Origin of the sequence: Christiangramia aestuarii (assembly GCF_009735585.1) — a bacterium.
Taxonomy (GTDB): Bacteria; Bacteroidota; Bacteroidia; order Flavobacteriales; family Flavobacteriaceae; genus Christiangramia; species Christiangramia aestuarii.
The window spans coordinates 247,787-272,150 of sequence record NZ_VJVW01000003.1 but is presented as its reverse complement, the minus strand read 5'-3'; the positions used below and the strand labels follow the sequence as shown (position 1 = coordinate 272,150).

The following is a 24,364-nucleotide window of genomic DNA, read 5'->3' as shown; positions in this document are numbered from 1 at the left end:
ATTATTTAAGCCTGTTTTTCACGAACTCTACCTCAGTCTTGCCGTGAGGTTTAGGTTTACCGTTCTTATCCAGGGCCACCATCACGATCTTATCTATGGTAATAATAGACTCCCTGGTCATTTTATTTCTAACCTCACATTTAAGCGTAAGGGAAGCAGTACCGAATTTGATGACCTCTATTCCGATTTCCACAATATCTCCCTGGTGAGCAGAGCTTTTAAAGTCTATTTCACTCATATATTTGGTAACGGTCTTTGGATTCTCTAACTGAACTATGCTATAAAGAGCACATTCCTCATCTATCCATTCTAAAAGACGGCCACCGAAAAGGGTTCCGTTTGGGTTAAGATCTTCGGGTTTGATCCATTTCCTGGTATGAAATCTCATGTTTTTATTTCGAATTTAGGTAGAAAATTCCTACCAATAAAGCCGATTGAATAGATTTATGAAATCCTGAAAAAGTCCTGATTAATCTGAGGAGTCAGCAAAAAAACAACTATAAAATCTTTATTATAAAAATTGCTGTGCAACGTTGATGATCTCGTCATGATCAAAGGCAAGTTCCATATCTGGAAGCTCTTCTATAGGAAACCATTTTGCCGCTTTGGCATCATCTGAAGGGGTCAGCTCTTCCTCGCAATAGATTCTGGATAGAAAAGCAATAGAAATGGTGTGCCCACGGGGATCCCTCCCAGGTTCTCCGAACGCCTGTACCTGTTGCATGGAATCCACTTTTACCCCAGTTTCCTCATGAAGCTCTCTTTTGGCAGCAGTTTCAAGGTCTTCGTTTTCATCTACAAATCCACCGGGTAAAGCCCACTGGTCTTTGAACGGGTCATTTTTGCGCTGGATCAGCAATACTTTGAACTTATTTTCGATCTTGCAGAAGACAACACTGTCTACAGTTACTGCAATCTTTTGCTTAGACATATTATTTTTATGTTTTAGGGTTATTATTTGATATATACAGGCACAGGAATAAGCTGGCCTGCCTTCTATTTTTTTGATTTAATACAACAAGAAGTACTTACTTGAAGTACACTGTTTTCTTATTTACGAACTCCTTAATGCCATCTTCCGAAAGTTCCCGGCCATAACCGGATATTTTGGTACCTCCAAAAGGCAGCCTTGGATCACTTTTAACCAGTTCGTTCACGAAAACCGCCCCATCCTCAAATTCAGGAACGAGCTTTTTGGCAAAATCCATATCTTCCGTAAAAATTGAAACTCCAAGTCCAAAATCTGACATATTCACAAGCTCTACTGCTTCTTTCTCGTCTTTAAACTGGGTTACACCAATGGCTGGTCCAAAGGTTTCTTCTTTGAACATGCTCATTTCGGGGGTGACCCCGGTAAGGACCGTCGGCTCCATATATGCTTTATCCCTCTTGCCTCCAAGGATGATCTTGGCTCCTGCTTTTACAGAATCCTTCACCTGCTTTTCCAGGTCTTTTGCCAGGTCTTCCCGGGCCAGAGTTCCAATAAATGTATCTTCATCTAAAGGATCTCCGCTTTTAAGTTCCCTGGTTTGTCTTACAAACTCCTCAAGGAATTCTTCGGCTATGCTTTTATGCAACAATAGCCTTTTCCCGGCGATACAGCTCTGCCCCGTATTTTGAAACCTAGCCTGTACACAGGTGCTCACACTTTCAGCGATATTAGCATCCTTGAATACTACCAACGCATTGCTTCCTCCCAGTTCCAGAACAGATTTTTTAATTTCACTGCTTGCTGCCGAAGCCACGGCTGCACCAGCTGGTTTACTACCGGTTAGCGTTGCCGCTTTAACCCTGGGATCTTTTATGATATCTTCGATCTTACTACTACTAAGAACCAGGTTCTGGAAACAGGCCGCAGGAAATCCTGCTCTCTCAAAAACTTTTTGAATATTGTTTGCTGAACGCATCACGTTACTGGCATGCTTCAGGATACCGATATTTCCCGCCATAAGTGCCGGTGCAGCGAACCTAAAAACCTGCCAGAAAGGATAATTCCAAGGCATAACCGCCAGGACAACACCAATCGGCTCGTAGCTCACATAACTTTCAGAAGCATCTGTTTTAATGGTTTTGCTGGAAAGATGCTTTTCAGAATTTTCAGCATAATATTCACAAACCCATGCGCATTTCTCTACCTCGGCAATGGCCTGTTTGATGGGTTTTCCCATTTCGAGACTTATATCCCGGCCATATTCTTCCTTGTTCTTTTTCAGCTCCTCGGCTGCCTTCATCATAAGATCAGCTCTTTCCTTAAAACTGGTCTTCCTCCATTTTTTGAACCTGGAATCGGCTTTCTCCAGGGCTTCTTCGATTTGTGGCTTGGTTAACTCTTTGAATTTCTCCAGCGTTTCGCCGGTATAGGGATTTTTAGATTCTATCATCGGTAAAAATTTCTTTTGCTTTTATTTTAAATATAATAAGATGAATACGAGATAAGGGGCCGATTAAGACAGATTTAACTCGCGCATTGTTTATAAACGGTTCACAAGTAAGAATGCGGCACAGTAAATGCTTTTATTTTAATAGTTATATTTAAGAAACACTACTTGCCATGAATCCGAGAGATATTAACCTAAAGGAACTCAGGCCTGAGATTCCTTCTGCAAGAATCACCAACAACATGAGCCAGGATGAACGTTTCCAAAACGAAACCCTTCGTCCCATTGTTAAACTTCAAAATGACCTTTTGCTGGCAGTTTTCAGAAACTACATCAAGAAGCACAAGAACAAGTTCTATGAACTAAAGCTGGAGAAAAGAATGGAATATGTCGAGAATGCCATTCAGAGGGATATCAAATTCCGTAATAGTTTAAAAGGAATGGTCATAGGCCAGTTCACACTGGAGGAATATGAAAGGTACATCCAGAATTCTTCTGCGCTCAACAAGCGTATGATGAATATCGTACGGGAAAGACTGCAAAGCAATATCCAGTTACTGGAGCATCACATGGCGTACTAGGAAGCCAATCAGGATCGTGATGGTGAAACTCATTAGAGTGCCTATCAACACGTATTCTGTTTGTTTTCTGGCGCCAATTTCAGATTTATCACTGAATCGCAGGATAGATTTCGCCGCAATTAGGAAGCCAATGGCTGAAAAATTGGTGGTGAGGATAAAGGTGAGTACCAGGATCCTTTCAAATATCCCAATATATCTTCCTGCGGCATCCAGACTGTTCTTCCGCAGGTCATCTTCCACCTCGTTCTGCCAGCGTTTTGTTGCTTTTCCTACAAGAAATCCGGCAGGGAAAATCACCAGTAGGTAACCCACGATCACAGCCATTGCAGCCTCTGAAGAAATTAACTGTTGCAGAAACGAGCCTACCTCAAAGAAATTAGAGGTAAGATACAGCCAGGCAACCAGGATAGCGAACAGGTGCAATACCTGATCTGATAGAAAAATTTTAAGACTATCCTTGCTAAACTGCAATTTCCAAAGATCTGTGAAATAATGAGTTACTGAGATAAAAACACCTATATACCACCATTCCAGTTTCATTAGAAACAGAAAGCTTAGAAATCCTGCTAGAAAGGCATGAAAATATAAGTATTTAGACCTTCCTTTGAATTCTCTTTTATGTTTTACCCAACTGGTGGGCTGTATCACGAAATCTGTGATGATGTGAGCAAGTAATAATTGTAAAATAATTAGAAAGCTATTTTCCATGTACAAATTCTTGGGAGATGACAGTTTGATAACGATCTAAGAGAGCTTCGATTGCATCCCATCCCGCAGCTTTTTTCCGCTGGTTCACCGCAGACTGGCTTATTCCCAGTTCATCGGCAATCTCGGTCTCTTTAAATCCTTTCAAAAGATAATAAATTACTTCGGCAGAAGCAGTACTCCATTTATCTGATAATGTATCGAACAGGAAAAACGAGGTATTAAACTCCCCGTTCACGGCCATATTCGAGGTTCTTAATTTTAATTTCCTGTTCTCATTTTTCAGTTCATCCAGGGTCCTTCCTGAAAACTGGAAAGCCTCCCCGTTGGATTCCAATACAGAATCCCTGGTAAAATCTGAAGTGCCAATCCCAATGGCCATTCTTAGATCGGCCTCACGTTTAAAGGCCTTATTAGTGTCGCGATCCTTAAGATGTAAGCGATTGATGGCTGTTTTTATCCTCAGGGCGAAAAGCAGGGCCATTTCGGGCGCATGTACCACGCCCTGAAAACTGTCTCCACGGTAGATCTGGAATTTTGTATCCTTTGCGGAAAGCTTTTCGAGCTCGTTGAACTCCCTGTTCAGGGATTGAATTACCCTTTCCAATAGTTCCTTAGGATAACTGGAAGAGGCCAAAAGGTCTGCTGAAATTACTGCTAACATATTCAAATATAGCAAAAATAAGCTTAAAACCTTATAAAACATTATTATAAGCTTATAAACTTATTTTTTTATAATATAACCTTCCAGGCTTATAGGGATTTCGGCATATTAAATATTTCCTAAATCTTCGGTAAGCTCTAGAAGCTTGAGTAATTTTATTTTCAAATGAAAATCGAAAATTATGGTTGCCAATAAAGAAGAACTTTTCTATAAATGCCTGGACACGGTTAACAAGCAAATTGAAAAGTACCAGAATGAGATGGACCAGATACGCGAGTCCATGGAGAATAACGATGCTCATACAGATTATGATGAAGATGATAGTAAGGGACAGTTATTGAACGACTTTGAAAAATATGCCGAATACCTGGATAACTCCAGGAAGATGAAGGAAAAGCTTAGCCGCATAGACAAAACTCACTATACCGAACAGATAGATTTTGGCAGTGTCATAGAAACTTCAGAGAATTATTATTTCATCTCTGCCGCATTAGGCAAGATCGTTTTAGAAGAAGGCAGTACGGTTTACGCAATTTCTACCGATGCTCCTATCTACCAGGAAATGAAAGGTAAAAAGGCCGGAGAATCTTTTACTTTTAACGGTAAAGAACACAAGATCCTAGAAGTACACTAATTATTCAGGATATTCTATTCGCAGATGGTAAATGTTCTTAAGCTTACGCTTAAGTATCTTCTTTACCATCTGTATCTCTTTGAATGTAATATTTGAATTCAGGAACTGCCCCTCCTCCATCTGTTTATCGATGATCTTTTCTACAAAATTATCGATAAGCACCGAAGTTGGCTCCTTCAAACTTTTACTCGCCGCCTCCACACTATCACACATCATTAAGATGGCTGTTTCCTTGCTGAAAGGAATGGGCCCCGGGTACCTGAAATCTTCTGAAGAAGCCGTTTCATTGGCTTCCTTTTCTTTCATATAAAAATAATAGACCGTGCTGGTTCCGTGATGGGTCCTGATAAAATCTATCACCCTGTCTGGCAGGTTATTCTTTTTCGCGATCTCAATGCCCTTGATCACGTGCTCGATAATGATCTGCGCGCTTTCCCTTGGCGCCAGTTCATCGTGTGAATTAACCGAAGTGGTCTGGTTCTCGGTAAAATATGTAGGATTGTGCATTTTCCCGATATCGTGGTACAAAGCCCCTACCCTCGCCAGCATGGCATTGGCATTAATCTCGTTCGCGGCTGCTTCGGCAAGATTGGCCACATTAAGGCTATGGTGGAAAGTTCCAGGCGCCTTTTCTGCAAGCTCTTTCAGTAATTTTGAGTTGGTGTCTGAGAGTTCCAGCAGCGACATGTCGCTCACCATTCCAAAGATCTTTTCATAAACGTAGATAAGCGGCTGCACAAATAAGGTGGCCAGCCCGCCAAGAAGGAAAGTAAGGAATATTTCCGGTTTCATATCATCGATATTCCCCTCCTGGATGACCGTAAAGGCAAAATAAGCAATGATATAGACCACGGTGATCTGCCCTACAGATATAAAAAGGTTGGCCCTTTTGTAAAGTTCACTTACGGTTAGAATGGTTACGATCCCGGCAATGATCTGCAGGAACATATATTCGTAGCTGTTAGGAACAATAAATCCTAGAAGCAGCACCGTGATCACATGTGTAAAAAGTCCCAGCCTGGCATCGAAAAATGCCTTTAGGGTAAGTGGAAGAATACATAGCGGTACCACATACACATAGTCTATATTAAAATTAACTACGAGCGTGGTGAGCATCACCATAAAGATGATATTGAAGAAGATAAAGGTAACCTTCACATTATTCTGAAAGATCGTGATCCTGTATTTTCGCATGAACAGCAGCAACATAAGCAAAGCTAGCGCCACCAGGGTGCTGTATCCCACGATGATCCAGTTGTAATTAGACTGGCTCCAAACCTGAGATTCGTATTCAGCTTTAAGAGATCTGAGGATGTTGTATTTATTTCCCTCAACCACCTCGCCTTTAGCGATGATCCTACTTCCCTGCTCTATGATACCCCGTGTATAGGAAATATTGTTCAGCTTGCTTTCCAGTTCCTTCTGGGTAAGCTCATTATTAAAGGTTACATTAGGTTCTACCGAATTAAAGAAAACTTCCAGCAATTCGGTTTTAAAGGAAGAAAATCCTGAGTTTGAAATTTCTTCATTGAGAAAACTGCGAATTTCTCCCTGCTTTAAAATTCGTTTGTAAGCGATTTCTGAAGCTTCGTTCCCTTTAAGCAAATATACCAGCTGGTCTGGGGCCAGACGGTCACTTTCCTGCAGCAGGCCAAATTCATAGATCTTATCTACTGTCCCGGCTACAAAATCATCTATAATGGTTTCATAAACATTTAGGGTGGTATCTGGGAAAACATTATTTACTTCCTGAAGGGCGTCTTTCCTGACCACCTCCGGTTTTTCTGTATTGAAATTATAATAAGGAATATGGGACCTGGAAATATCCTGTCGTTCGGCAGCTATTTCTTCATCTGTCTTCAGGATGGCGAAATCGAAAGGTGCATACAGGTTTTCGTACTGCCATGGTTTACCCTTTGGAATGTCATATTTAAATTTCCCTCCTTTTGGCAGGAGGTAAACGATCAAAACTGAGGTAAGCACAAACAGGAAAACCTTGTAAAATAGCGCCTGATTTTTATAAAGCTTATTTACGAAATCGCTCATATATATTCGGGTAATGCTCAAATGTAGTAAAAATAGGTCTGAATAAGCTTAGGTTATTTAATTCCTTATAAAATCACTAACTTCGCAACTCTTGAATTAATTAAACTTAAAACATGAATAAAGAAGTAGTAATAGTAAGCGCTGCGAGGACTCCAATAGGAAGTTTTCTTGGTAGCTTATCAAGTATCCCTGCCACAAAATTGGGTTCCATAGCTATTAAAGGAGCCCTGGAAAAGATCAATCTGAAACCGGAAATGGTTCAGGAAGTTTTGATGGGTAATGTTGTCCAGGCCGGTGTTGGGCAGGCTCCAGCAAGACAGGCTTCACTAGGTGCCGGGATCCCAGATTCTGTACCATGTACTACTGTAAATAAAGTGTGTGCCAGCGGTATGAAAGCCGTAATGCAGGGCGCTCAATCTATAATGCTTGGCGATAACGATATCGTGGTTGCCGGAGGCATGGAGAATATGAGCCTTATCCCTCATTATGTACATATGAGAAATGGAAAGAAATTTGGTCCTGCCACACTGGAAGATGGTATGCAGAAAGACGGACTGGTAGATGCCTACGATCACAATGCGATGGGAGTTTGTGCAGACCTTTGTGCTAAGGAGCATGATTTTTCACGTGAAGACCAGGATAAATTTGCCATTCAGTCTTATGAAAGATCGGCCAAAGCCTGGAAAGAAGGTAAATTCGACAATGAAGTTGTTCCTGTAGAGGTTCCACAAAGAAAAGGTGACCCTATAGTAGTAAAGGAGGATGAAGAATTTAAGAATATCAAGCTTGAAAAGATACCTCAATTAAGAGCGGCATTCTCTAAAGACGGAACCGTGACCGCTGCCAACGCATCTACGATTAACGATGGTGCAGGTGCCGTGGTAATAATGAGTAGAGAAAAAGCAGATGAACTTGGCCTTAAACCTCTAGTAACCATAAAAAGTTACGCCGATGCAGCAACCGAACCTAAATGGTTCACTACCGCTCCGTCAAAAGCGCTTCCAAAGGCAATAGATAAAGCCGGAGTAAAAATGGACGAAGTAGATTTCTTCGAATTCAATGAGGCTTTCTCTGTAGTTGGACTAGCCAATATGAAGATACTTGGATTATCTGATAAAAATACCAATGTGAATGGCGGGGCCGTTTCTTTAGGACATCCTCTTGGATGTAGCGGGGTGCGTATCCTTATCACATTAATGAATGTGCTGGAACAGAACAACGGAAAGATTGGTGCTGCTGCTATCTGTAACGGAGGCGGTGGAGCATCAGCCATGGTCATAGAACGCAATGCCTAAATTGATTAAGGATTAATGCAATACGGTATTTGCCATTTAAGTACAGTACCGCTAAGAGCTACGTCATCTCATCAAGCAGAGATGACGTCCCAGCTCTTATATGGTGAACATTTTAAGATCCTCGAAGAACGAGCTCACTGGAGCAGGATCAGAAATTCATTTGATGATTTCGAAGCCTGGATCGACAATAAACAGTATAGAAAGATCGAAGAGGATGATTACTTCCAGCTGGAAGAATCACAAAGCCTGCTTTCAACAGACCTTATAGAATATGTGACCGATGAAAGTGGTCTATTAATGCCTATTCCGCTTGGAGCCGTCCTGAACTATTCCGGAAAGCTCAATCACAGTTTTGAAGGAGAAAAGACCAGGCCCAGGTTAACCCACAAGGATAACCTTATCAATACTGCCGTTCTTTACCTGAACTCGCCACATATTTCTGGAGGGAAAAGTCCTTTCGGAATTGACAATAGCGGGCTCACCCAGATGGTATACAAACTAAATGGGTGCCAGATAAAAAGAAATGCCGCAGACCAGGCCAAACAGGGAGAAGCTCTTAGCTTTATTGAAGAAAGCGAACCCGGAGATCTTGCTTTTTTTGATGATAATGAAGGTGTGATCAACCATGTAGGCCTAATGATGAAAGATAATTACGTAATACATGTAGATGGAAAGGTTCGTGTGGACAGGATAGACCATTCAGGCATCTTTAATGCTGAACTTAGAAAACATACCCATAAACTAAGGGTAATCAAGAAGATCATATAATTACTTAAAATATTAAAAAGTAAAAGCCCGCTGAAATTCAGCGGGCTTTTATTATTGATCTATATTATTGATCTTACATCTTAGCTTTAAGCTCCTCTACTTTTTCCTGATTTCCAAGATTAGAGTAAAGGTTCATTGCAGTTTGGATGATATCTTTATTATCTGGATCTACTTCCATCGCTTTTTCAAGATCTGGAAGAACAGATTTATAAAGCTCTTTTCTTTCAGCATCCAGCTCATCATAACGCTGGTTATCTGCCTTACTCATTCCAAGACCATTCATTTCGTCTATGATCTCTTTTTCAGCCTGTAATTTAGCCGCGATCATGTTCACTCTAGCCTCGTTGAATTCTGGATCTATCTCCAGTGCCTTCTTATAAAAGTCGATTGCTTTCTCTGTATCTTCAATTTCAGCATACATTAAACCAATGTTGTTGAAAGTTAGAGGATCTGAAGGATCTTTAGCAGCTACTTCTTCAAGGATCTCTCTTGCTTTATCTTTCTCTCCCATCTGGTAGTACATATTAGCTTCAGCCTGAAGTAATCCCATATCGTCAGGGTTTGTGGCTTTAGCCTTATCCATCGCAGCGATAGCTTTATCATACTGCTCCTGGCTGATGTAGATTCTCGCGATCAGCTGTGCGATATCACCTTTTTTAGATGGAATGTTCTCAACCTCTGGCTCTTTATATTGCTCAGTTTTAACCATTAGGTCCATTTGTTGTTTAGAACCAAGGTTCTCTCTTTCCCCGGTCTCAACATTAACAGCTGTATACGCCTTACCAGAACCATCATAATCTAATTCGTTAAGTAACTCAAGATACTCAACTGCCTTATCATAATCCTTAGCCTGCACCATATTATTTGCCGCATAATATAGATATACTGTATCTGTTTTACTTAGCTGGTAACTTGTGTAAAGTTTATCGGCTGCAGAAGCATATTCTTCCTTATTCTGATCGGCAATAGCGCTTTGGATTAAATTGTTCTTTAAAGCTGTCAAAGCCTCGGTAGCTTCATCGCTTCCCATTTCAGAAGCTTTCTGGAAAGCCTCTGCTGCAGTTTTAAGATCTTCTGCGGAAGCGGTTTTACCGTCGCCCATGTAAGCTTTACCTTTATACAGGTAAAAATTTTCCTGCCACCTGTCGTTAAGCTCACTAAGATTTGGCTCAGCTACTTTAAGCTGGGCCTTAGCTTCGGCGTAGTTACCGTCTTCAAGCGCGTCTTCAGCGTTTTTTACTTGATCTTTTTGAGCAACCGCTGTCATGGTTAGAAATGACACTGCCGCTGCTGTCAAAATATTAGTCTTCATGTTTGTTTTGGTTTTAATTTTTTTTATTCCTCACTATCATCTACAATAGTTGTGCCATTCGCTGGTTCCTCACCACCTACAGGCTTTTCGGCGTCTTCCATATTATCTACATCATCCTCATCATGAAGCACTTTAGCCACTGCTGCGATAGCATCGTTACCTTTAAGATTTATCAGTCTAACTCCCTGGGTTGCACGACCCATAACGCGTAGATCTTCTACAGCCATACGGATCACGATTCCAGATTTGTTGATAATCATAAGATCATCAACATCTGATACGTTCTTAATTGCGACAAGTTGTCCTGTCTTTTCGGTCACCGATATTGTCTTAACCCCTTTACCACCTCTATTGGTAATACGATAATCTTCAAGGCTTGATCGTTTCCCGTAACCATTTTCTGAAACAACAAGTATATCTGATTCAAAGTCGTTAACAGAAACCATTCCTACCACTTCGTCATTGTCATCTGCCAGGGTGATCCCTCTAACTCCGGAAGCGTTTCTACCCATAGGCCTGGTCTTGCTTTCCTCAAACCTGATAGCCTTACCACTACGAAGCCCCAACATGATCTGGCTGTTACCTGTAGTTAATTTAGCTTCCAACAGCTCATCCCCTTCCTTAATAGTGATCGCGTTGATCCCGTTGGTACGAGGGCGAGAGTATTTCTCAAGCCTGGTCTTTTTAACCTGACCTTTCTTAGTAGCCATGATCACGAAATGCTCGTTTACGTACTTTTCATCTTTTAGATCCTGGGTACATATAAAGGCATTTACCTTATCTTCCGGCTCGATATTTATAAGGTTTTGAATTGCCCTACCTTTCGAAGCTTTACTTCCTTCAGGAATTTCGTAAACCCTCATCCAGTAACATTTACCGTTCTTGGTAAAGAATAACATATACTGGTGGTTGGTACCAACGAACAGATATTCAAGGAAATCCTCGTTCCTGGTATTTGTTCCTTTTTGTCCAACCCCTCCTCTATTCTGAGTCTTATATTCGGTAAGTGAAGTCCTTTTAATATAACCGGCATGAGAAATGGTGATCACCACTCTCTCATCTGGGATCATATCTTCGATACTCAGGTCACCTCCAGAATATTCTATCTGTGATCTTCTCTCATCACCATATTTTTCTTTTACCTCAAGAAGCTCATCCTTGATCACTTCCATTCTACGCTCTTTACGGGCAAGAATGTCTTCAAGGTCTTCAATTGTCTTAAGTATCTCGTCATATTCAGCTCTCAGCTTATCCTGCTCCAGGCCGGTAAGCTGCCTCAACCTCATTTCTACGATCGCCTTGGCCTGAACTTCAGAAAGCTCAAAACGCTCCATTAACTTGGTACGTGCCTCATCGGCGTTAGAAGAAGCTCTAATGATAGCGATCACTTCATCAATATTATCTGAAGCAATGATCAACCCTTCAAGGATATGAGCCCTGTCTTTGGCTTTCTTCAATTCAAATTCAGTTCTGCGAACAACCACATCATGCCTGTGTTCAACAAAATGATATATGATATCCTTAAGATTAAGCATTTCTGGTCTTCCGTTTACAAGTGCGATATTGTTCACACTAAAGGAAGATTGTAAAGCAGTATGCTTGAATAAGGTATTCAATACGATATTAGGGATCGCATCTCTTTTTAACTGGTATACGATTCGCATTCCGTTACGATCTGACTCATCCCGGATAAGACTGATACCTTCAATTTTCTTTTCATTTACAAGGTCGGCCGTTTTCTTGATCATATCGGCCTTGTTCACCTGATATGGAATTTCCGTAACTACAAGATATTCTCTTCCGTTTATCTCCTCCATATGAGACTTGGCACGCATCACGATCCTTCCTCGCCCGGTCTTAAAAGCTTCTTTAACCCCATCGTAACCGTAAATAATCCCCCCGGTTGGGAAATCTGGAGCCTTGATGTGCTCAATAAGCTCATCGATCTCGATGTCATGGTTATCTATATAAGCAACGGTTCCATCTATGACTTCAGAAAGGTTATGCGGAGGCATATTGGTCGCCATACCTACGGCAATACCGCTGGCACCATTAACTAAAAGGTTGGGAACCCTGGTTGGCATTACCACCGGCTCACTAAGCGAATCATCGAAGTTAAGTTGTGTATCTACAGTCTCCTTATCGATATCAGCTAACATATCCTCGCTGATCTTACGCATACGCGCCTCAGTATAACGCATCGCTGCAGGGCTATCGCCATCAACAGATCCAAAGTTACCCTGGCCGTCTACTAGCATATACCTCATGCTCCAGTGCTGGGCCATCCTAACCATGGTGTCGTAAACAGAAGAATCACCGTGAGGGTGATACTTACCTAAAACTTCCCCAACGATTCTTGCCGATTTTTTATAGGCTCTATTTGAAAGAACTCCAAGCTCGTACATACCGTACAATACTCTTCTGTGCACGGGTTTTAAACCATCACGCACATCTGGAAGAGCACGTGACACAATGACCGACATCGAGTAATCGATGTAGGCCGATTTCATTTCATCTTCAATGTTGATAGGAATTAGCTTTTCTCCTTCAGCCATACTTAAAATTTTAATTTATCTCAAAAAATCTAAGGGGCAATTTACATATTTTCTCCTTCATTGAAAGGCAATGAACATTGACTTCCCCTTATTTTTATTAACAAATTTTTATTGCGTTTTGGTTAATAAGTTCACTATTTTACACTTTGATTATTGAAAGTAATTTTGTCAATTAGCTACTAACTCCCTGTTAGGTACAATTTTTGTCCTAATTCGAGTGAAATAAAATTTGAGAAAGGAAGATAAAATGGATGATAATTTTTCACCAAGAGTAAAAGATGTCATTGCTTATAGTAAAGAAGAAGCATTAAGACTTGGCCACGATTTTATCGGGACTGAACATCTTATGCTCGGTTTGCTGAGAGACGGTGATGGGAAAGCTATAGAAATATTGAACGCTTTAGAAATAGACCTCGGTCATTTAAGACGTAAGGTTGAGATCCTAAGCCCCGCTAATCCTAATACCGTTACTATTAGTAATGAAAAAAGAAACCTGCATTTAACCAGGCAGGCAGAGCGTGCATTGAAGACAACTTTCCTGGAGGCAAAGCTATTCCAGAGTTCTTCTATCAATACTGCCCACCTGTTACTATGTATTTTAAGAAACGAAAACGATCCTACAACCAAACTGTTGAATAAATTGAAAATAGATTACGACGGAGTAAAAGATCAGTTTAAATACATGATCGCCAGCGACGAAGATGATTTCGTGGACAGCCCGTCTGCAGAATCTTTTTCAGACGATGATGGTGACGATGCCACCAGAGAGAACCCATTCAGCGGTAGCGGAAGCACAGGAAAAACCTCGAAAAAATCCAAGACCCCGGTTCTGGATAATTTTGGAAGAGACCTAACTGCGCTCGCTGAAGCCGACAAACTGGACCCGGTTGTTGGAAGAGAAAAGGAAATTGAAAGGGTTTCCCAGATATTGAGCCGTAGAAAAAAGAACAACCCACTCCTGATTGGGGAGCCTGGTGTTGGTAAATCTGCTATAGCCGAAGGTCTGGCACTGCGCATCGTTAAAAGAAAAGTATCAAGAATACTTTTCGATAAGCGAGTGGTGACCCTTGATCTCGCAAGTTTAGTTGCAGGTACCAAATATCGTGGGCAGTTCGAAGAGCGTATGAAAGCGGTAATGAACGAACTTGAGAAGAATGATGATATCATCCTTTTCATCGATGAGATCCATACTATAGTTGGTGCCGGTGGCGCTACAGGTAGCCTGGATGCCAGCAACATGTTCAAACCTGCTCTTGCTCGTGGCGAAATACAATGTATAGGTGCCACTACCCTGGATGAATACAGGCAGTATATCGAAAAAGATGGAGCCCTTGAAAGAAGATTCCAGAAGGTGATCGTAGAACCTACTACGGTAGAGGAAACCATCGAGATCCTTAATAATATCAAAAACAAGTACGAGGAACACCATAATGTTGCCTACACAGACGAGGCAATACAGGCCTGTGTAAAATTGACTAACAGGTATATGACCGACAGGTTCCTTCCAGACAAGGCTATCGACGCCCTGGATGAAGCTGGTTCCCGTGTACACATTACCAATATCGACGTTCCAAAGCAAATCCTTGACCTGGAAAGAAGACTTGAGGAGGTTAGGGAGAACAAGAATTCTGTAGTAAAAAAGCAGAAATACGAGGAAGCTGCTAAATTAAGGGATGATGAAAAGAATCTTGAAAAAGAACTTAGCATAGCCCAAGAAAAATGGGAAGAAGAATCCAAAAAACATAAAGAAACAGTTTCTGAAGATAGTGTAGCCGATGTGGTTTCCATGATGACAGGTATTCCTGTTAACAGGATCGCTCAGACCGAAAGCAATAAACTGGTAGAATTACCCAAGAAGATAAAGGGTAAAGTTATTGGCCAGGATGAAGCTGTAGGTAAAGTGGTAAAAGCTATCCAGAGAAACAGGGCCGGATTGAAAGACCCGAACAAACCAATTGGATCCTTCATTTTCCTTGGTCAAACCGGTGTCGGTAAGACCCAGCTGGCTAAAGTTCTTGCTCGTGAACTTTTCGATAACGAAGATGCATTGATAAGGATAGACATGAGCGAATACATGGAAAAGTTCGCTGTATCCAGACTAATTGGTGCACCTCCCGGGTATGTTGGCTATGAAGAAGGTGGACAGCTTACCGAAAAAGTAAGAAGAAAACCATACGCTGTAGTTCTGCTTGACGAGGTTGAAAAAGCTCACCCAGATGTGTTCAATATGCTTTTACAGGTGCTGGATGATGGTTACCTGACCGACAGCCTTGGAAGAAAGATAGATTTCAGGAATACGATCATTATCATGACCTCGAATATTGGGGCCAGAAAACTTAAGGATTTTGGTCAGGGAGTAGGTTTTGGAACTGCTGCACAGAAATCACAGGTAGATGACAATGCCAGAAGCGTTATTGAAAATGCGCTTAAAAAGGCTTTCGCTCCGGAGTTCCTGAACCGTATAGATGACGTGGTAATATTCAATTCACTTGAAAGAGAGGATATCCACAAGATCATCGATATCGAGCTTGCCAAATTGTTCGACAGAATCCATGGTCTTGGTTATGATCTAAGCCTAACGGATAAAGCCAAAGATTTTATTGCTGAAAAGGGCTTTGACAAACAATATGGTGCCAGACCTCTTAACCGGGCTATCCAGAAATATATCGAGGATGCACTGGCCGAGGAGATTATTACCTCCAAACTTAAAGAAGGAGATAAGATCGTAATGGACCTGGACGAAAAGAAGAACGAATTGACGATAGATATTAAGAAATCGGTTGAAGAAACTGAATCTTAAATACTTATAAACACCAATTCAAAAGCCGCCAGTTAACTGGCGGCTTTTTTTATTTTTCTTTTTCACAATTGTTTAATTTCCCATAAATTAGTTTCCCTCAATAAGCCCCAGCAATTTATGCCTGCAAATAGAATTGATCTCGAATTCGGAGAGGTAATTATACATGACCAGATCCTGATCGCCAAATTAGACGAGGGTGTTCTGTTTGACACGGAAAGCAATCAGAAATTATTAGACCTGGGCGCTGAGATCTTTAAGGGAGAAGACTACGGGTATATTTCCCACCGTATTCATTCTTACGCAGTAGACCCAATGGTTTACAGGAAATCTGCTGAAGTTAAAAATCTGAAAGCTATTGCAGTAGTAAGTGAAAACGAAATTACCAGGCGAAATGCGAACGAAGTCGAAAAGAAGTTCTATAAAGACAATAATTGCTTCGAGGTCTTCAAAACTTTGGAAGAGGCCGTTGAATGGATTAAAACAAGGATCTAATCCAGAAAATCTTCCGCTTCAAATATTTCTACGAATTCTTTAGCCTTTTTGATATATGGTGCCAGGGTACGGTCTTCGGTTAAAACCGGTACTTCTTTTCTGAAATTCTCAATAACCGCACTCAACAAAGCTGAAGTCTTAGCAGGTTCCCTGAAATGCATCGCCTGTGATGCATTAAACAATTCTATCGCTAGCACAGAGTTAAGGTTCTCGACCACTTTCAGCAATTTCGTAGCACTGTTAGCTCCCATGCTTACATGGTCTTCCTGACCGTTGGACGAAACTATTGAATCTACCGAAGCTGGCGTGGACAGTTGCTTGTTCTGGCTAACTATGCTCGCCGCGGTGTACTGTGGGATCATGAACCCACTGTTAAGACCTGGATTTTCCACGAGAAAATTAGGCAACCCCCGTAATCCAGAAACTAGCTGGTAAGTCCTTCTTTCAGAAATATTGGCAAGTTCAGAAAGGGAGATCGCTAGATAATCTAGGCCTAGCGCTAAGGGCTGACCATGGAAATTCCCGCCGGAAATGATCTTATCGGCCTCAATAAAAATATTAGGATTATCGGTTACTGAATTGATCTCGGTTTTAATGGTTTTCCTTACAAAAGCCAGGGTATCTTTAGAAGCTCCATGAACCTGCGGGATACACCTGAAGGAATAAGGATCCTGAACATTGTCTTTTTCAGATTCTGCAATCTCACTACCATCAAGGAACTGCCTGATCCTTTCAGCGGTTTTGATCTGCCCGCGATGCGGACGTACCAGGTGAACCAGTTCATCAAAAGGAGATAGATTACAATCAAAAGCGTCTACAGAAATGGCTCCAATTAAATCTGCCATATAAGAAAGTTTATAGGCTTTCAACAAGGCGTAGACTCCGTGAGCGCTCATAAACTGGGTTCCATTCAATAAAGCCAGGCCTTCCTTGCTTTGCAGTTTTACAGGACTCCAGTCCATTTTCTGCAATAATTCTTCACCGGAAATCACTGAATCTTCAAAATACACCTCTCCGTCACCTATCAAAGGCAGGGCCAGATGCGCTAGCGGCGCAAGGTCTCCCGAGGCTCCCAGGGAACCCTGTTCATAAACCACCGGCAAAATATCATTATTAAAAAGGTCGATAAGTCGCTCCACCGTAGCCAGGGCCACCCCTGAATTTCCATAACTTAAGGATTGTATCTTTAGCAGTAACATCAATTTTATAACCGGCTTCGATACCATATCCCCTGTTCCACAGGCATGGGACCTAACCAGGTTTTCCTGTAGTTCGGTAAGTTTTTCTGAAGTGATCTTTACGTTACAAAGCGCACCAAACCCGGTATTTATCCCGTAAACCGGAACATCGCTTTCCTTGATCTTGTTATCCAGGTATTCGCGGGACTTCTGGATATTGAGTCGGGACTCATCACTTAAAGCCAGTTTTTTATTGTTCTTAATGATATCATGGATGATCTCCAGGTCTAAAACTGCTGAACTTATATAGTGATGATTTTGCATTTCGTTATTTTGAAGTTACCGATCGCAAAAATCTTACTTCAGATAAAGGATTCCAAATAATTCGCTAGCTAAATCATTTTTATTTAGACAATTCTTAATATTACTACTCTTCGACTGCGTCTCTTTCAAAGAGCTTTTTTACGGCACGCCCTATATTCTTGGCAATATCGCCCGCCAACAGGCTCTCCAGTCCAAATTCTGAAGCAGCAATATCACCGGAAAGACCGTGTAAGAAAACACCCAGAACAGCTGCTTCCACAGGTTCATAACCCTGCCCCAGGAAGGAGGTGATCACCCCGGAAAGCACATCGCCACTGCCTGCGGTAGACATTCCAGGGTTACCAGAATTGTTCACATACATACTTTTTCCATTTATTGTAAAAGTATGCGCACCTTTAATGACCAGGATCACCTTATATTTTTCACTAAAATCCTTAGCCATTTCAAGCTTCTCAAAATCATCTTCCCACTCGCCTATCAGCCTTTTTAATTCTCCAGGATGCGGGGTTAAAATTGAATTCTCCGGCAATAAGTCCAATAGCTCTTTATCTTTGGATAGAATGTTCAAACCATCCGCGTCTATCACCACCGGGTCAGAAAAATTTTCCAGAAGTTCTTTCAGGGCATTTTTGGTTTTTTCTTCGGTACCCACTCCCATTCCGAAGCAAACTACATTCGCATCAAAATTGTTAGGATAAGCACTTAACATTTTATCGTCCTCATCTGTCAATACCATGGCTTCTGGCAAACCGGTTTGTACGATATTATATCCACAACCCGGAATATAAAGACTACAAAGACCACTCCCCGACCTAAGCGCTGCAGTAGCCGTAAGCAGCACGCTTCCTATCTTTCCAAAGCTACCACCCATGATAAGCACATTCCCATAATCGCCTTTATGAGTATTACTCCTCCTGTGGTGGTACATGCCCGCTGCTTCTTCCTTGTCGATCAAAAAAGCCTGTGCATCCAGGCTTTTTAGAAGCTCCTTATCAAGCCCAATATCAAGGATCTGCAACTCACCGGAGTAATCCATGGTCTGAGGTAGGTAAAATACGAGTTTGGGGTTTTGAAAGCTCAGGGTATAATCTGCCTCTATGACAGCGGCCTCCTCCCCTGGCACCTGGTCGGTGAACAAACCACTGGGCATGTCTATGGCCAGGGTAAAAGCACCTGAATCGTTAATATGCTCGACCAGGTCGCCGGTCCAGCCTTTAACCGGCCTGTTGAGACCTATTCCAAATATGGCGTCGATCACAAAATCACCGGTTCCTATTTCAGGGAATCTTGTATCCTCTTTGATGAGCTCGGGCCAGTTATTCGTGACCTCCTTTAATTTCTCATAATTCGCCAGGAAATCATCAGACCTTTTATCGCTATAATTAACCACATAGACCTTCACCTGGTAATCATGCTGTATCAAATGCCTGGCGATCACCAAACCGTCCCCTCCATTGTTCCCTATTCCGCAGAATATCTTGATAGGAATTGGTGCTCCGTTCAGTCTTTTATGAATCTCTTTGAAGACCAGCGTGGCGGCACGCTCCATTAGTTCTTCAGAAGTTATATCCTGTATTTTCATCGTCTCTTTATCGGCTTCAGAAAGCTGCTCTGCGGTAAGTATTTTCATAAAATTTGGCTTGTTGATCTTTTGATTCATAAACTTAAGAATTCATGATAAATATAATTCGATAAAAAGCCCAAATAAATATTGTATTCATCCCGAAATGAATAAATTTGCCCAAATTTTTGAAAATAATGAAAGAAATAGCCCTATCTAAAAAGCACAAGGAGTTAAACGCCAAAATGGTTCCATTTGCCGGATTCAATATGCCTGTATCTTATGAAGGAGTGAATATAGAGCATGAGACCGTGAGAGAGAAACTTGGTGTTTTTGATGTTTCGCATATGGGCGAATTTCTTATTTCAGGAGAAAATGCACTGGAACTTATACAAAAGATCAGTTCTAACGACGCTTCCAAACTGGTAGACGGGAAGGCTCAATATTCCTGCATGCCAAATGAAAAGGGAGGGATCGTGGATGACCTTATTATCTACCGTATAGATGCGGAGAAATATTTACTGGTTGTTAATGCATCCAATATTGAAAAAGACTGGAACTGGATCGCACACCACAATACCATGGACGCGACCATGCGCGACATGAGTGACGAAATGTCGTTACTGGCCATTCAGGGACCAAAAGCCGCCGAGGCCATGCAGTCTTTAACCGATATCGACCTGGCAAATATGAAATTCTACACTTTTGAAGTAGGTAATTTCGCAGGAGTGGATAAAGTGATCGTTTCTGCCACAGGATATACCGGCAGCGGCGGTTTCGAGATCTATTTCAAAAATGAAGATGCAGAGCAGATCTGGGACGCGGTCATGGAAGCCGGAGAAGACTTCGGAATAAAACCAATAGGACTTGCAGCCAGGGACACCCTGAGACTGGAAATGGGTTACTGCCTCTACGGAAATGATATTGATGACACCACCTCTCCTATCGAGGCTGGGCTTGGATGGATCACCAAATTCACCAAAGACTTCATCAATAGCGAGGAACTTAAAAAGCAAAAGGAAAACGGGCCAGCAAGGAAACTGGTAGCCTTTGAACTTGATGAAAGAGGAATTCCTCGCCAGGGTTATGACATTGTAGACGAAAATGGTAAGAAAATTGGAGTGGTAACTTCGGGCACCATGTCCCCGTCACTTGAAAAAGGAATCGGGCTGGGATATGTTCCAACTGAGATCGCAGGATACGGAAACAAACTTTCTATACAAATACGAAAAAAAGCTGTACCGGCTACTCAGGTGAAATTGCCCTTTTATAAAGGCTAATTTATTTGAAACGAATACTCATTTTAGGAGCTAGCGGATTTATAGGCAATGCCTTGTATAAAGAGCTATGCTCCTATTTTGATACCCACGGCACCTACTTTACCGAAAATGATTTTTTTGAAGCCAATCACCAGTTCCATCACTATGACCTGGAAACGGAGAGTATTGAGATCCTTCTTGAAAATCTAAGGCCAGATGTGATCATATCTGCCCTGCGTGGGAACTTTGATGCGCAGATTTCAGCCCACTTTTCGATCATCAATCATATTCTCAAATACAACTCCAAGCTTATTTTTATTAGTTCGGCCAACGTTTTTGATGGTTTCACCAATTTCCCTTCATACGAATATGATAAGACATTAAGCCAAAGTATTTACGGCAGGTTCAAGATCAAAATAGAGAATGCGCTGTTAAGGTTACCCAACCACCAGTACAATATTGTAAGACTACCCATGGTATTTGGAAAATCCTCACCCCGGGTAAAGCAATTAAAGACCATCATAGACCTTGGAGAACCCCTGGAGGTATTTCCCAACGTGGTGATCAACGCTACCGAGATACTTAAGGTTACCCAGCAGCTACACTATATCATTAACAGGGAAAGGCAGGGAGTTTTTCACCTGGGAAGTACAGATCTTACCCACCAGAGGGATTTTATCAGCGATATATGCGAAGGCCTGGGTTATGAGAACCCGTTATTCAAAAATGTCTATGATTCTAATTACGACAGGTTCCTGGCAGTGCTTCCAAAGGATAACAAACTGCCGAAGAATCTGCAGATCACCATTAGCCAGGTGGTAGAGGCTTCTACCAAGCTATAGCTGTTAATCTTATAATAAAGCACTAATTTCAGCAGGGATTCCGCTGCTTAATTTCTAACTTTAAATACAACCAAAAGATTTAAAGCAATGAAAAAACTATCGGAAGACGAAATTCATGAGAAACTAAAAGGACTGGACGGCTGGACTTACGCAAAGGATGCCATTCACACTTCTTTTCAGTTCGAGAATTTTAAAGAGGCCTTTACGGTAATGACGCGTATAGCCTTTGAAGCTGAAGCCCAGCAACATCACCCTAACTGGGGAAATGTTTATAATCAACTGGAAATTTCCCTTTCCACGCACGACGCAGACGGCGTTACCGAAAAGGATTTTAAACTGGCCAAGACCATAGAAGATATTATTGAAGCTACCGGTTGATCAATAACTGATATAAAAATACAGGCTCCTTAATTTACCCGTTAAATTAGGAGCTTTTTTTATATTTTTGCCCGAATCTAATTTTATTCAAGCATGGGAAGAGCATTCGAATTTCGAAAAGCACGTAAAATGAAGCGTTGGTCTGCAATGGCCAAGGCCTTTACCAGAATTGGCAAGGACATCGTAATGGCCGTAAAGGAAGGTGGACCAGATCCAGACACCAATGCCAAATTACGTGCTGTGATTCAGAACGCGAAAAGTGTGAACATGCCCAAGGACAATATCGAGCGCGCCATTAAGCGTGCATCAGATAAGAACCAGGGTGATTATAAGATCGTTCTTTTTGAAGGTTATGCTCCTCACGGGATCGCCGTGCTTGTAGAGACCGCGACCGACAACAATAACAGGACCGTAGCGAACATCCGTTCACATTTTAATAAATGCGATGGAAACCTTGGAACCTCCGGATCTGTAGAGTTCATGTTTGACCATACCTGTAATTTCAGGATCAACGATGAAGGGCTGGACCCGGAAGAACTGGAACTGGAGCTGATAGATTTTGGAGCCGAAGAAGTCTTCCAGGATGAAGATGGAATTCATATCTACGCTCCTTTTGAATACTTTGGTTCTATCCAGAAAGAACTGGAAAGAAGAGAGATCGAGATCATTTCTTCAGGTTTTGAAAGGATTCCGCAGGTTACCAAGAGCCTAAATGCAGAGCAGACTGAAGATGTAGAGAAATTACTGGAAAAACTGGAGGAAGATGATGATGTACAGAACGTATATCACACCATGGAAACATCAGAAGAATCAGAATAACTAAAAGTTCTCAGGGATCTTGCCCTGAACCCCCTCATAAAAACTGAAAATCTCAGTATAATCTTTTTCAAAATCTCCGGTTGGCCAGAAGGCATCGGAGATTTTTACTTTTTTGGCCCCATAGTCAAAAGCTACTCTTATAATTGGAACTTCAGCCTTTAAGGCGATATAGTAGAACCCCGTTCTCCATTTCTCTGTTTTTTGCCGAGTCCCTTCAGGAGACATGGCCAGCCTGAAAATTTCCTTTTGACGGAATATTTCAGCGATGGCATCCACTTTTTTCAGCTTTCCACTCCTGTCTATAGGAGCACCGCCTACCATTTTAAAATACCAGCCAAAGGGTGGCTTGAAGAGCTCTTTCTTCCCAACAAAATTAATCTGTATATCCATGATCTTTCTTATCAGGATACCAATAAGAAAATCGAAAGAACTTGTATGGGGAGCGACAATAAAGACACATTTTTTAATCGCGGGATCAAAATCGCTCTCGAGCTTCCAGCCCAGAACTTTAAAGTATACAAATTTTGCCAGCGAGCGCATCTTTCTCTATTCGCGGTGGTGTTTAGTAGATTTATCCCCTTTACGTCTTTTCTTTTCTTCCCTAAGCAGGGAAAGCTCCCTACCGGTTTGTCCTTTTACAGAAGTATTTTCCTGCGCCCTTCTTAACAGATAAGGCACCACATCCCTTACCGGGCCAAATGGTACAAGTTTCACCGCATTATAACCTTTACGGGCCAGGTTGTAACTAATATGATCACTCATCCCATAAAGCTGGCTGAACCAGATGCGGTCGTCATCTAAAGATAAACCTTTATCTTCCATGATCTGCAAAGCGAGATAACTACTTACCTCGTTATGGGTTCCTATGAATACCGAAATATCTTCAAGGTGGTTAAGGCAATAAGATAGGGTACTATTGAAGTTAACATCGGTAGCCTCTTTACTCTCACAAATTGGTGAAGGATAGCCAAGCTTCTTCGCCCTCGCGTTCTCCTTTTCCATATAAGCCCCACGAACGATCTTAGCGCCAATCTTGAAACCGTCCTTTTTAGCTCTCTCATGAAGCCCCTTCAGGTAATCCAGCCTGTCCCAGCGATAACACTGTAGGGTATTATAGATCAACACCTTATCCTGGCGGTTATATTTTTTCATCATTTCTTCCATGAGGTCATCTGCAGCGGTCTGCATCCAGGTTTCCTCACCGTCAGCATAAAGCCTCACATTAAGTTCGTGAGCCTTGCTGCAAAGGGTATCTACCCTTTTCTTAATGTTCTCCCACTCTTCCTTTTCACCTTCAGAAAGGTTGATCTTTTCACTTACTTTTTCCCAAATCTCGAATCTCCCGATCCCGGTTGGTTTGAACATGGCAAAAGGGATCTCATCTTTTCCCTTGGCATATTCAATAAGGCTTAGTTTTTTACGCATAGCCGCGTCGAACTCCTCCTCTGTCTTTTTTCCCTCTACAGAATAATCAAGAATACTATGCAGGTTCTCATCATACATTTCCCTAGTAACCGGTTTACAATCTTCCTCGGTCACCCCGCCGCAGAACTGTTCAAAAATCGTCTTTTTGATCAAGGTTTCTACCGGAAGATGAACTTTAAGGGAAAATTTTGTGAGTGCACTACCAGCCTTTACCAGTGATGGAATCCCCATCATGCTAAAAAGAAAAATGGCTCTATCTAATTCAGCATTAGATTTTAACTTAAAGGCTGACTTCGTATTATTGAATATCTTTTTTCTAATCATTTCGCACTATTAGTCGCGCAAATA

22 protein-coding genes are annotated in these 24,364 nt (G+C 41.6%); 10 read left to right on the top strand and 12 right to left on the bottom strand.

Translation table 11 applies throughout. The features are described 5' to 3' along the window. Window position 1: 1 nt before the first annotated feature. The 3 genes from FLP08_RS09125 to FLP08_RS09115 all read right to left on the bottom strand — a co-directional run bounded on the left by FLP08_RS09125 (window position 2) and on the right by FLP08_RS09115 (window position 2,381). Window positions 2-388: an acyl-CoA thioesterase gene (locus tag FLP08_RS09125; RefSeq protein ID WP_156276168.1), complete on the bottom strand. Its 387-nt coding sequence runs from the start codon at window positions 386-388 to the stop codon at window positions 2-4. Between the two features lie 123 nt (window positions 389-511). Continuing rightward, on the bottom strand, window positions 512-931 hold the full coding sequence (locus FLP08_RS09120) for an NUDIX domain-containing protein (RefSeq protein ID WP_156276166.1): 420 nt from the start codon (window positions 929-931) through the stop codon (window positions 512-514). 97 nt (window positions 932-1,028) lie between these two features. Continuing rightward, window positions 1,029-2,381: an NAD-dependent succinate-semialdehyde dehydrogenase gene (locus FLP08_RS09115; protein WP_156276164.1), complete on the bottom strand. Its 1,353-nt coding sequence runs from the start codon at window positions 2,379-2,381 to the stop codon at window positions 1,029-1,031. A 170-nt stretch (window positions 2,382-2,551) separates the two neighbouring features. Between FLP08_RS09115 and FLP08_RS09110 the strand changes: the two genes are divergently transcribed. Next, window positions 2,552-2,959, top strand: a complete 408-nt coding sequence (locus tag FLP08_RS09110; protein ID WP_156276162.1) for a glyoxalase — start codon at window positions 2,552-2,554, stop codon at window positions 2,957-2,959. On the opposite strand, the gene FLP08_RS09105 is transcribed toward FLP08_RS09110, so the two are convergent. Both FLP08_RS09105 and FLP08_RS09100 read right to left on the bottom strand, forming a co-directional pair. After that, the gene (locus FLP08_RS09105; RefSeq protein WP_156276160.1) at window positions 2,933-3,667 is read right to left on the bottom strand and encodes a DUF3307 domain-containing protein; all 735 of its coding nucleotides are present in this window, start codon (window positions 3,665-3,667) and stop codon (window positions 2,933-2,935) included. The genes FLP08_RS09110 and FLP08_RS09105 overlap by 27 nt on opposite strands. Continuing rightward, complete coding sequence (locus FLP08_RS09100) at window positions 3,657-4,328, bottom strand: hypothetical protein (RefSeq protein WP_156276158.1); 672 nt, start codon at window positions 4,326-4,328, stop codon at window positions 3,657-3,659. The genes FLP08_RS09105 and FLP08_RS09100 overlap by 11 nt, the downstream gene beginning before the upstream one ends. A 181-nt stretch (window positions 4,329-4,509) precedes the next feature. Here FLP08_RS09100 and FLP08_RS09095 point away from each other — a divergent pair, with 181 nt between their 5' ends. Further along, a complete protein-coding gene (locus FLP08_RS09095) occupies window positions 4,510-4,962 on the top strand; it encodes a transcription elongation factor (protein ID WP_156276156.1) in 453 nt (150 codons plus the stop codon). On the opposite strand, the gene FLP08_RS09090 is transcribed toward FLP08_RS09095, so the two are convergent. Continuing rightward, window positions 4,963-7,008, bottom strand: coding sequence for an HD family phosphohydrolase (locus tag FLP08_RS09090; RefSeq protein WP_156276154.1), 2,046 nt, complete (start codon window positions 7,006-7,008; stop codon window positions 4,963-4,965). Window positions 7,009-7,121: 113 nt separating this feature from the next. Between FLP08_RS09090 and FLP08_RS09085 the strand changes: the two genes are divergently transcribed. Then, on the top strand, window positions 7,122-8,303 hold the full coding sequence (locus tag FLP08_RS09085) for an acetyl-CoA C-acyltransferase (protein ID WP_156276152.1): 1,182 nt from the start codon (window positions 7,122-7,124) through the stop codon (window positions 8,301-8,303). Between the two features lie 15 nt (window positions 8,304-8,318). After that, a complete protein-coding gene (locus FLP08_RS09080) occupies window positions 8,319-9,071 on the top strand; it encodes a C40 family peptidase (protein WP_156276150.1) in 753 nt (250 codons plus the stop codon). A 73-nt stretch (window positions 9,072-9,144) separates the two neighbouring features. Here the strand turns inward: FLP08_RS09080 and FLP08_RS09075 are convergent, their stop codons facing one another. Both FLP08_RS09075 and gyrA read right to left on the bottom strand, forming a co-directional pair. Further along, window positions 9,145-10,383: a tetratricopeptide repeat protein gene (locus tag FLP08_RS09075; protein ID WP_156276148.1), complete on the bottom strand. Its 1,239-nt coding sequence runs from the start codon at window positions 10,381-10,383 to the stop codon at window positions 9,145-9,147. A gap of 23 nt (window positions 10,384-10,406) precedes the next feature. Continuing rightward, a complete protein-coding gene (gene gyrA, locus FLP08_RS09070; RefSeq protein WP_156276146.1) occupies window positions 10,407-12,938 on the bottom strand; it encodes a DNA gyrase subunit A in 2,532 nt (843 codons plus the stop codon). Between the two features lie 247 nt (window positions 12,939-13,185). On the opposite strand from gyrA, the gene FLP08_RS09065 reads away from it, so the two are divergent. Together FLP08_RS09065 and FLP08_RS09060 are read left to right on the top strand one after the other, a co-directional pair. Further along, entirely contained in the window at window positions 13,186-15,738 is a 2,553-nt protein-coding gene (locus FLP08_RS09065) for an ATP-dependent Clp protease ATP-binding subunit (protein WP_156276661.1), read from the top strand. A gap of 117 nt (window positions 15,739-15,855) precedes the next feature. Further along, window positions 15,856-16,230, top strand: a complete 375-nt coding sequence (locus tag FLP08_RS09060; RefSeq protein WP_156276144.1) for a hypothetical protein — start codon at window positions 15,856-15,858, stop codon at window positions 16,228-16,230. Here FLP08_RS09060 and hutH read toward each other — a convergent pair. Beyond that, window positions 16,227-17,732, bottom strand: coding sequence for a histidine ammonia-lyase (gene hutH / locus FLP08_RS09055; protein ID WP_156276142.1), 1,506 nt, complete (start codon window positions 17,730-17,732; stop codon window positions 16,227-16,229). The two genes, FLP08_RS09060 and hutH, sit on opposite strands and share 4 nt — an antisense overlap. Window positions 17,733-17,835: 103 nt before the next feature. Next, window positions 17,836-19,362, bottom strand: coding sequence for an NAD(P)H-hydrate dehydratase (locus tag FLP08_RS09050; RefSeq protein WP_156276140.1), 1,527 nt, complete (start codon window positions 19,360-19,362; stop codon window positions 17,836-17,838). Window positions 19,363-19,490: 128 nt separating this feature from the next. Between FLP08_RS09050 and gcvT the strand changes: the two genes are divergently transcribed. The 4 genes from gcvT to FLP08_RS09030 all read left to right on the top strand — a co-directional run bounded on the left by gcvT (window position 19,491) and on the right by FLP08_RS09030 (window position 22,591). Next, window positions 19,491-20,573: a glycine cleavage system aminomethyltransferase GcvT gene (gene gcvT, locus FLP08_RS09045; RefSeq protein ID WP_156276138.1), complete on the top strand. Its 1,083-nt coding sequence runs from the start codon at window positions 19,491-19,493 to the stop codon at window positions 20,571-20,573. Between the two features lie 5 nt (window positions 20,574-20,578). Next, window positions 20,579-21,394 (top strand): sugar nucleotide-binding protein, encoded by an 816-nt coding sequence (locus FLP08_RS09040; protein ID WP_156276136.1) that lies wholly within the window; start codon window positions 20,579-20,581, stop codon window positions 21,392-21,394. 87 nt (window positions 21,395-21,481) lie between these two features. Further along, window positions 21,482-21,772, top strand: a complete 291-nt coding sequence (locus FLP08_RS09035) for a 4a-hydroxytetrahydrobiopterin dehydratase (RefSeq protein ID WP_156276133.1) — start codon at window positions 21,482-21,484, stop codon at window positions 21,770-21,772. Window positions 21,773-21,865: 93 nt separating this feature from the next. Next, a complete protein-coding gene (locus FLP08_RS09030) occupies window positions 21,866-22,591 on the top strand; it encodes a YebC/PmpR family DNA-binding transcriptional regulator (protein WP_156276131.1) in 726 nt (241 codons plus the stop codon). Here the strand turns inward: FLP08_RS09030 and FLP08_RS09025 are convergent, their stop codons facing one another. Together FLP08_RS09025 and FLP08_RS09020 are read right to left on the bottom strand one after the other, a co-directional pair. Continuing rightward, complete coding sequence (locus tag FLP08_RS09025) at window positions 22,592-23,131, bottom strand: 1-acyl-sn-glycerol-3-phosphate acyltransferase (protein WP_156276129.1); 540 nt, start codon at window positions 23,129-23,131, stop codon at window positions 22,592-22,594. Between the two features lie 6 nt (window positions 23,132-23,137). Beyond that, window positions 23,138-24,340 (bottom strand): proline dehydrogenase family protein, encoded by a 1,203-nt coding sequence (locus FLP08_RS09020; protein ID WP_156276127.1) that lies wholly within the window; start codon window positions 24,338-24,340, stop codon window positions 23,138-23,140. Window positions 24,341-24,364: the final 24 nt, after the last annotated feature.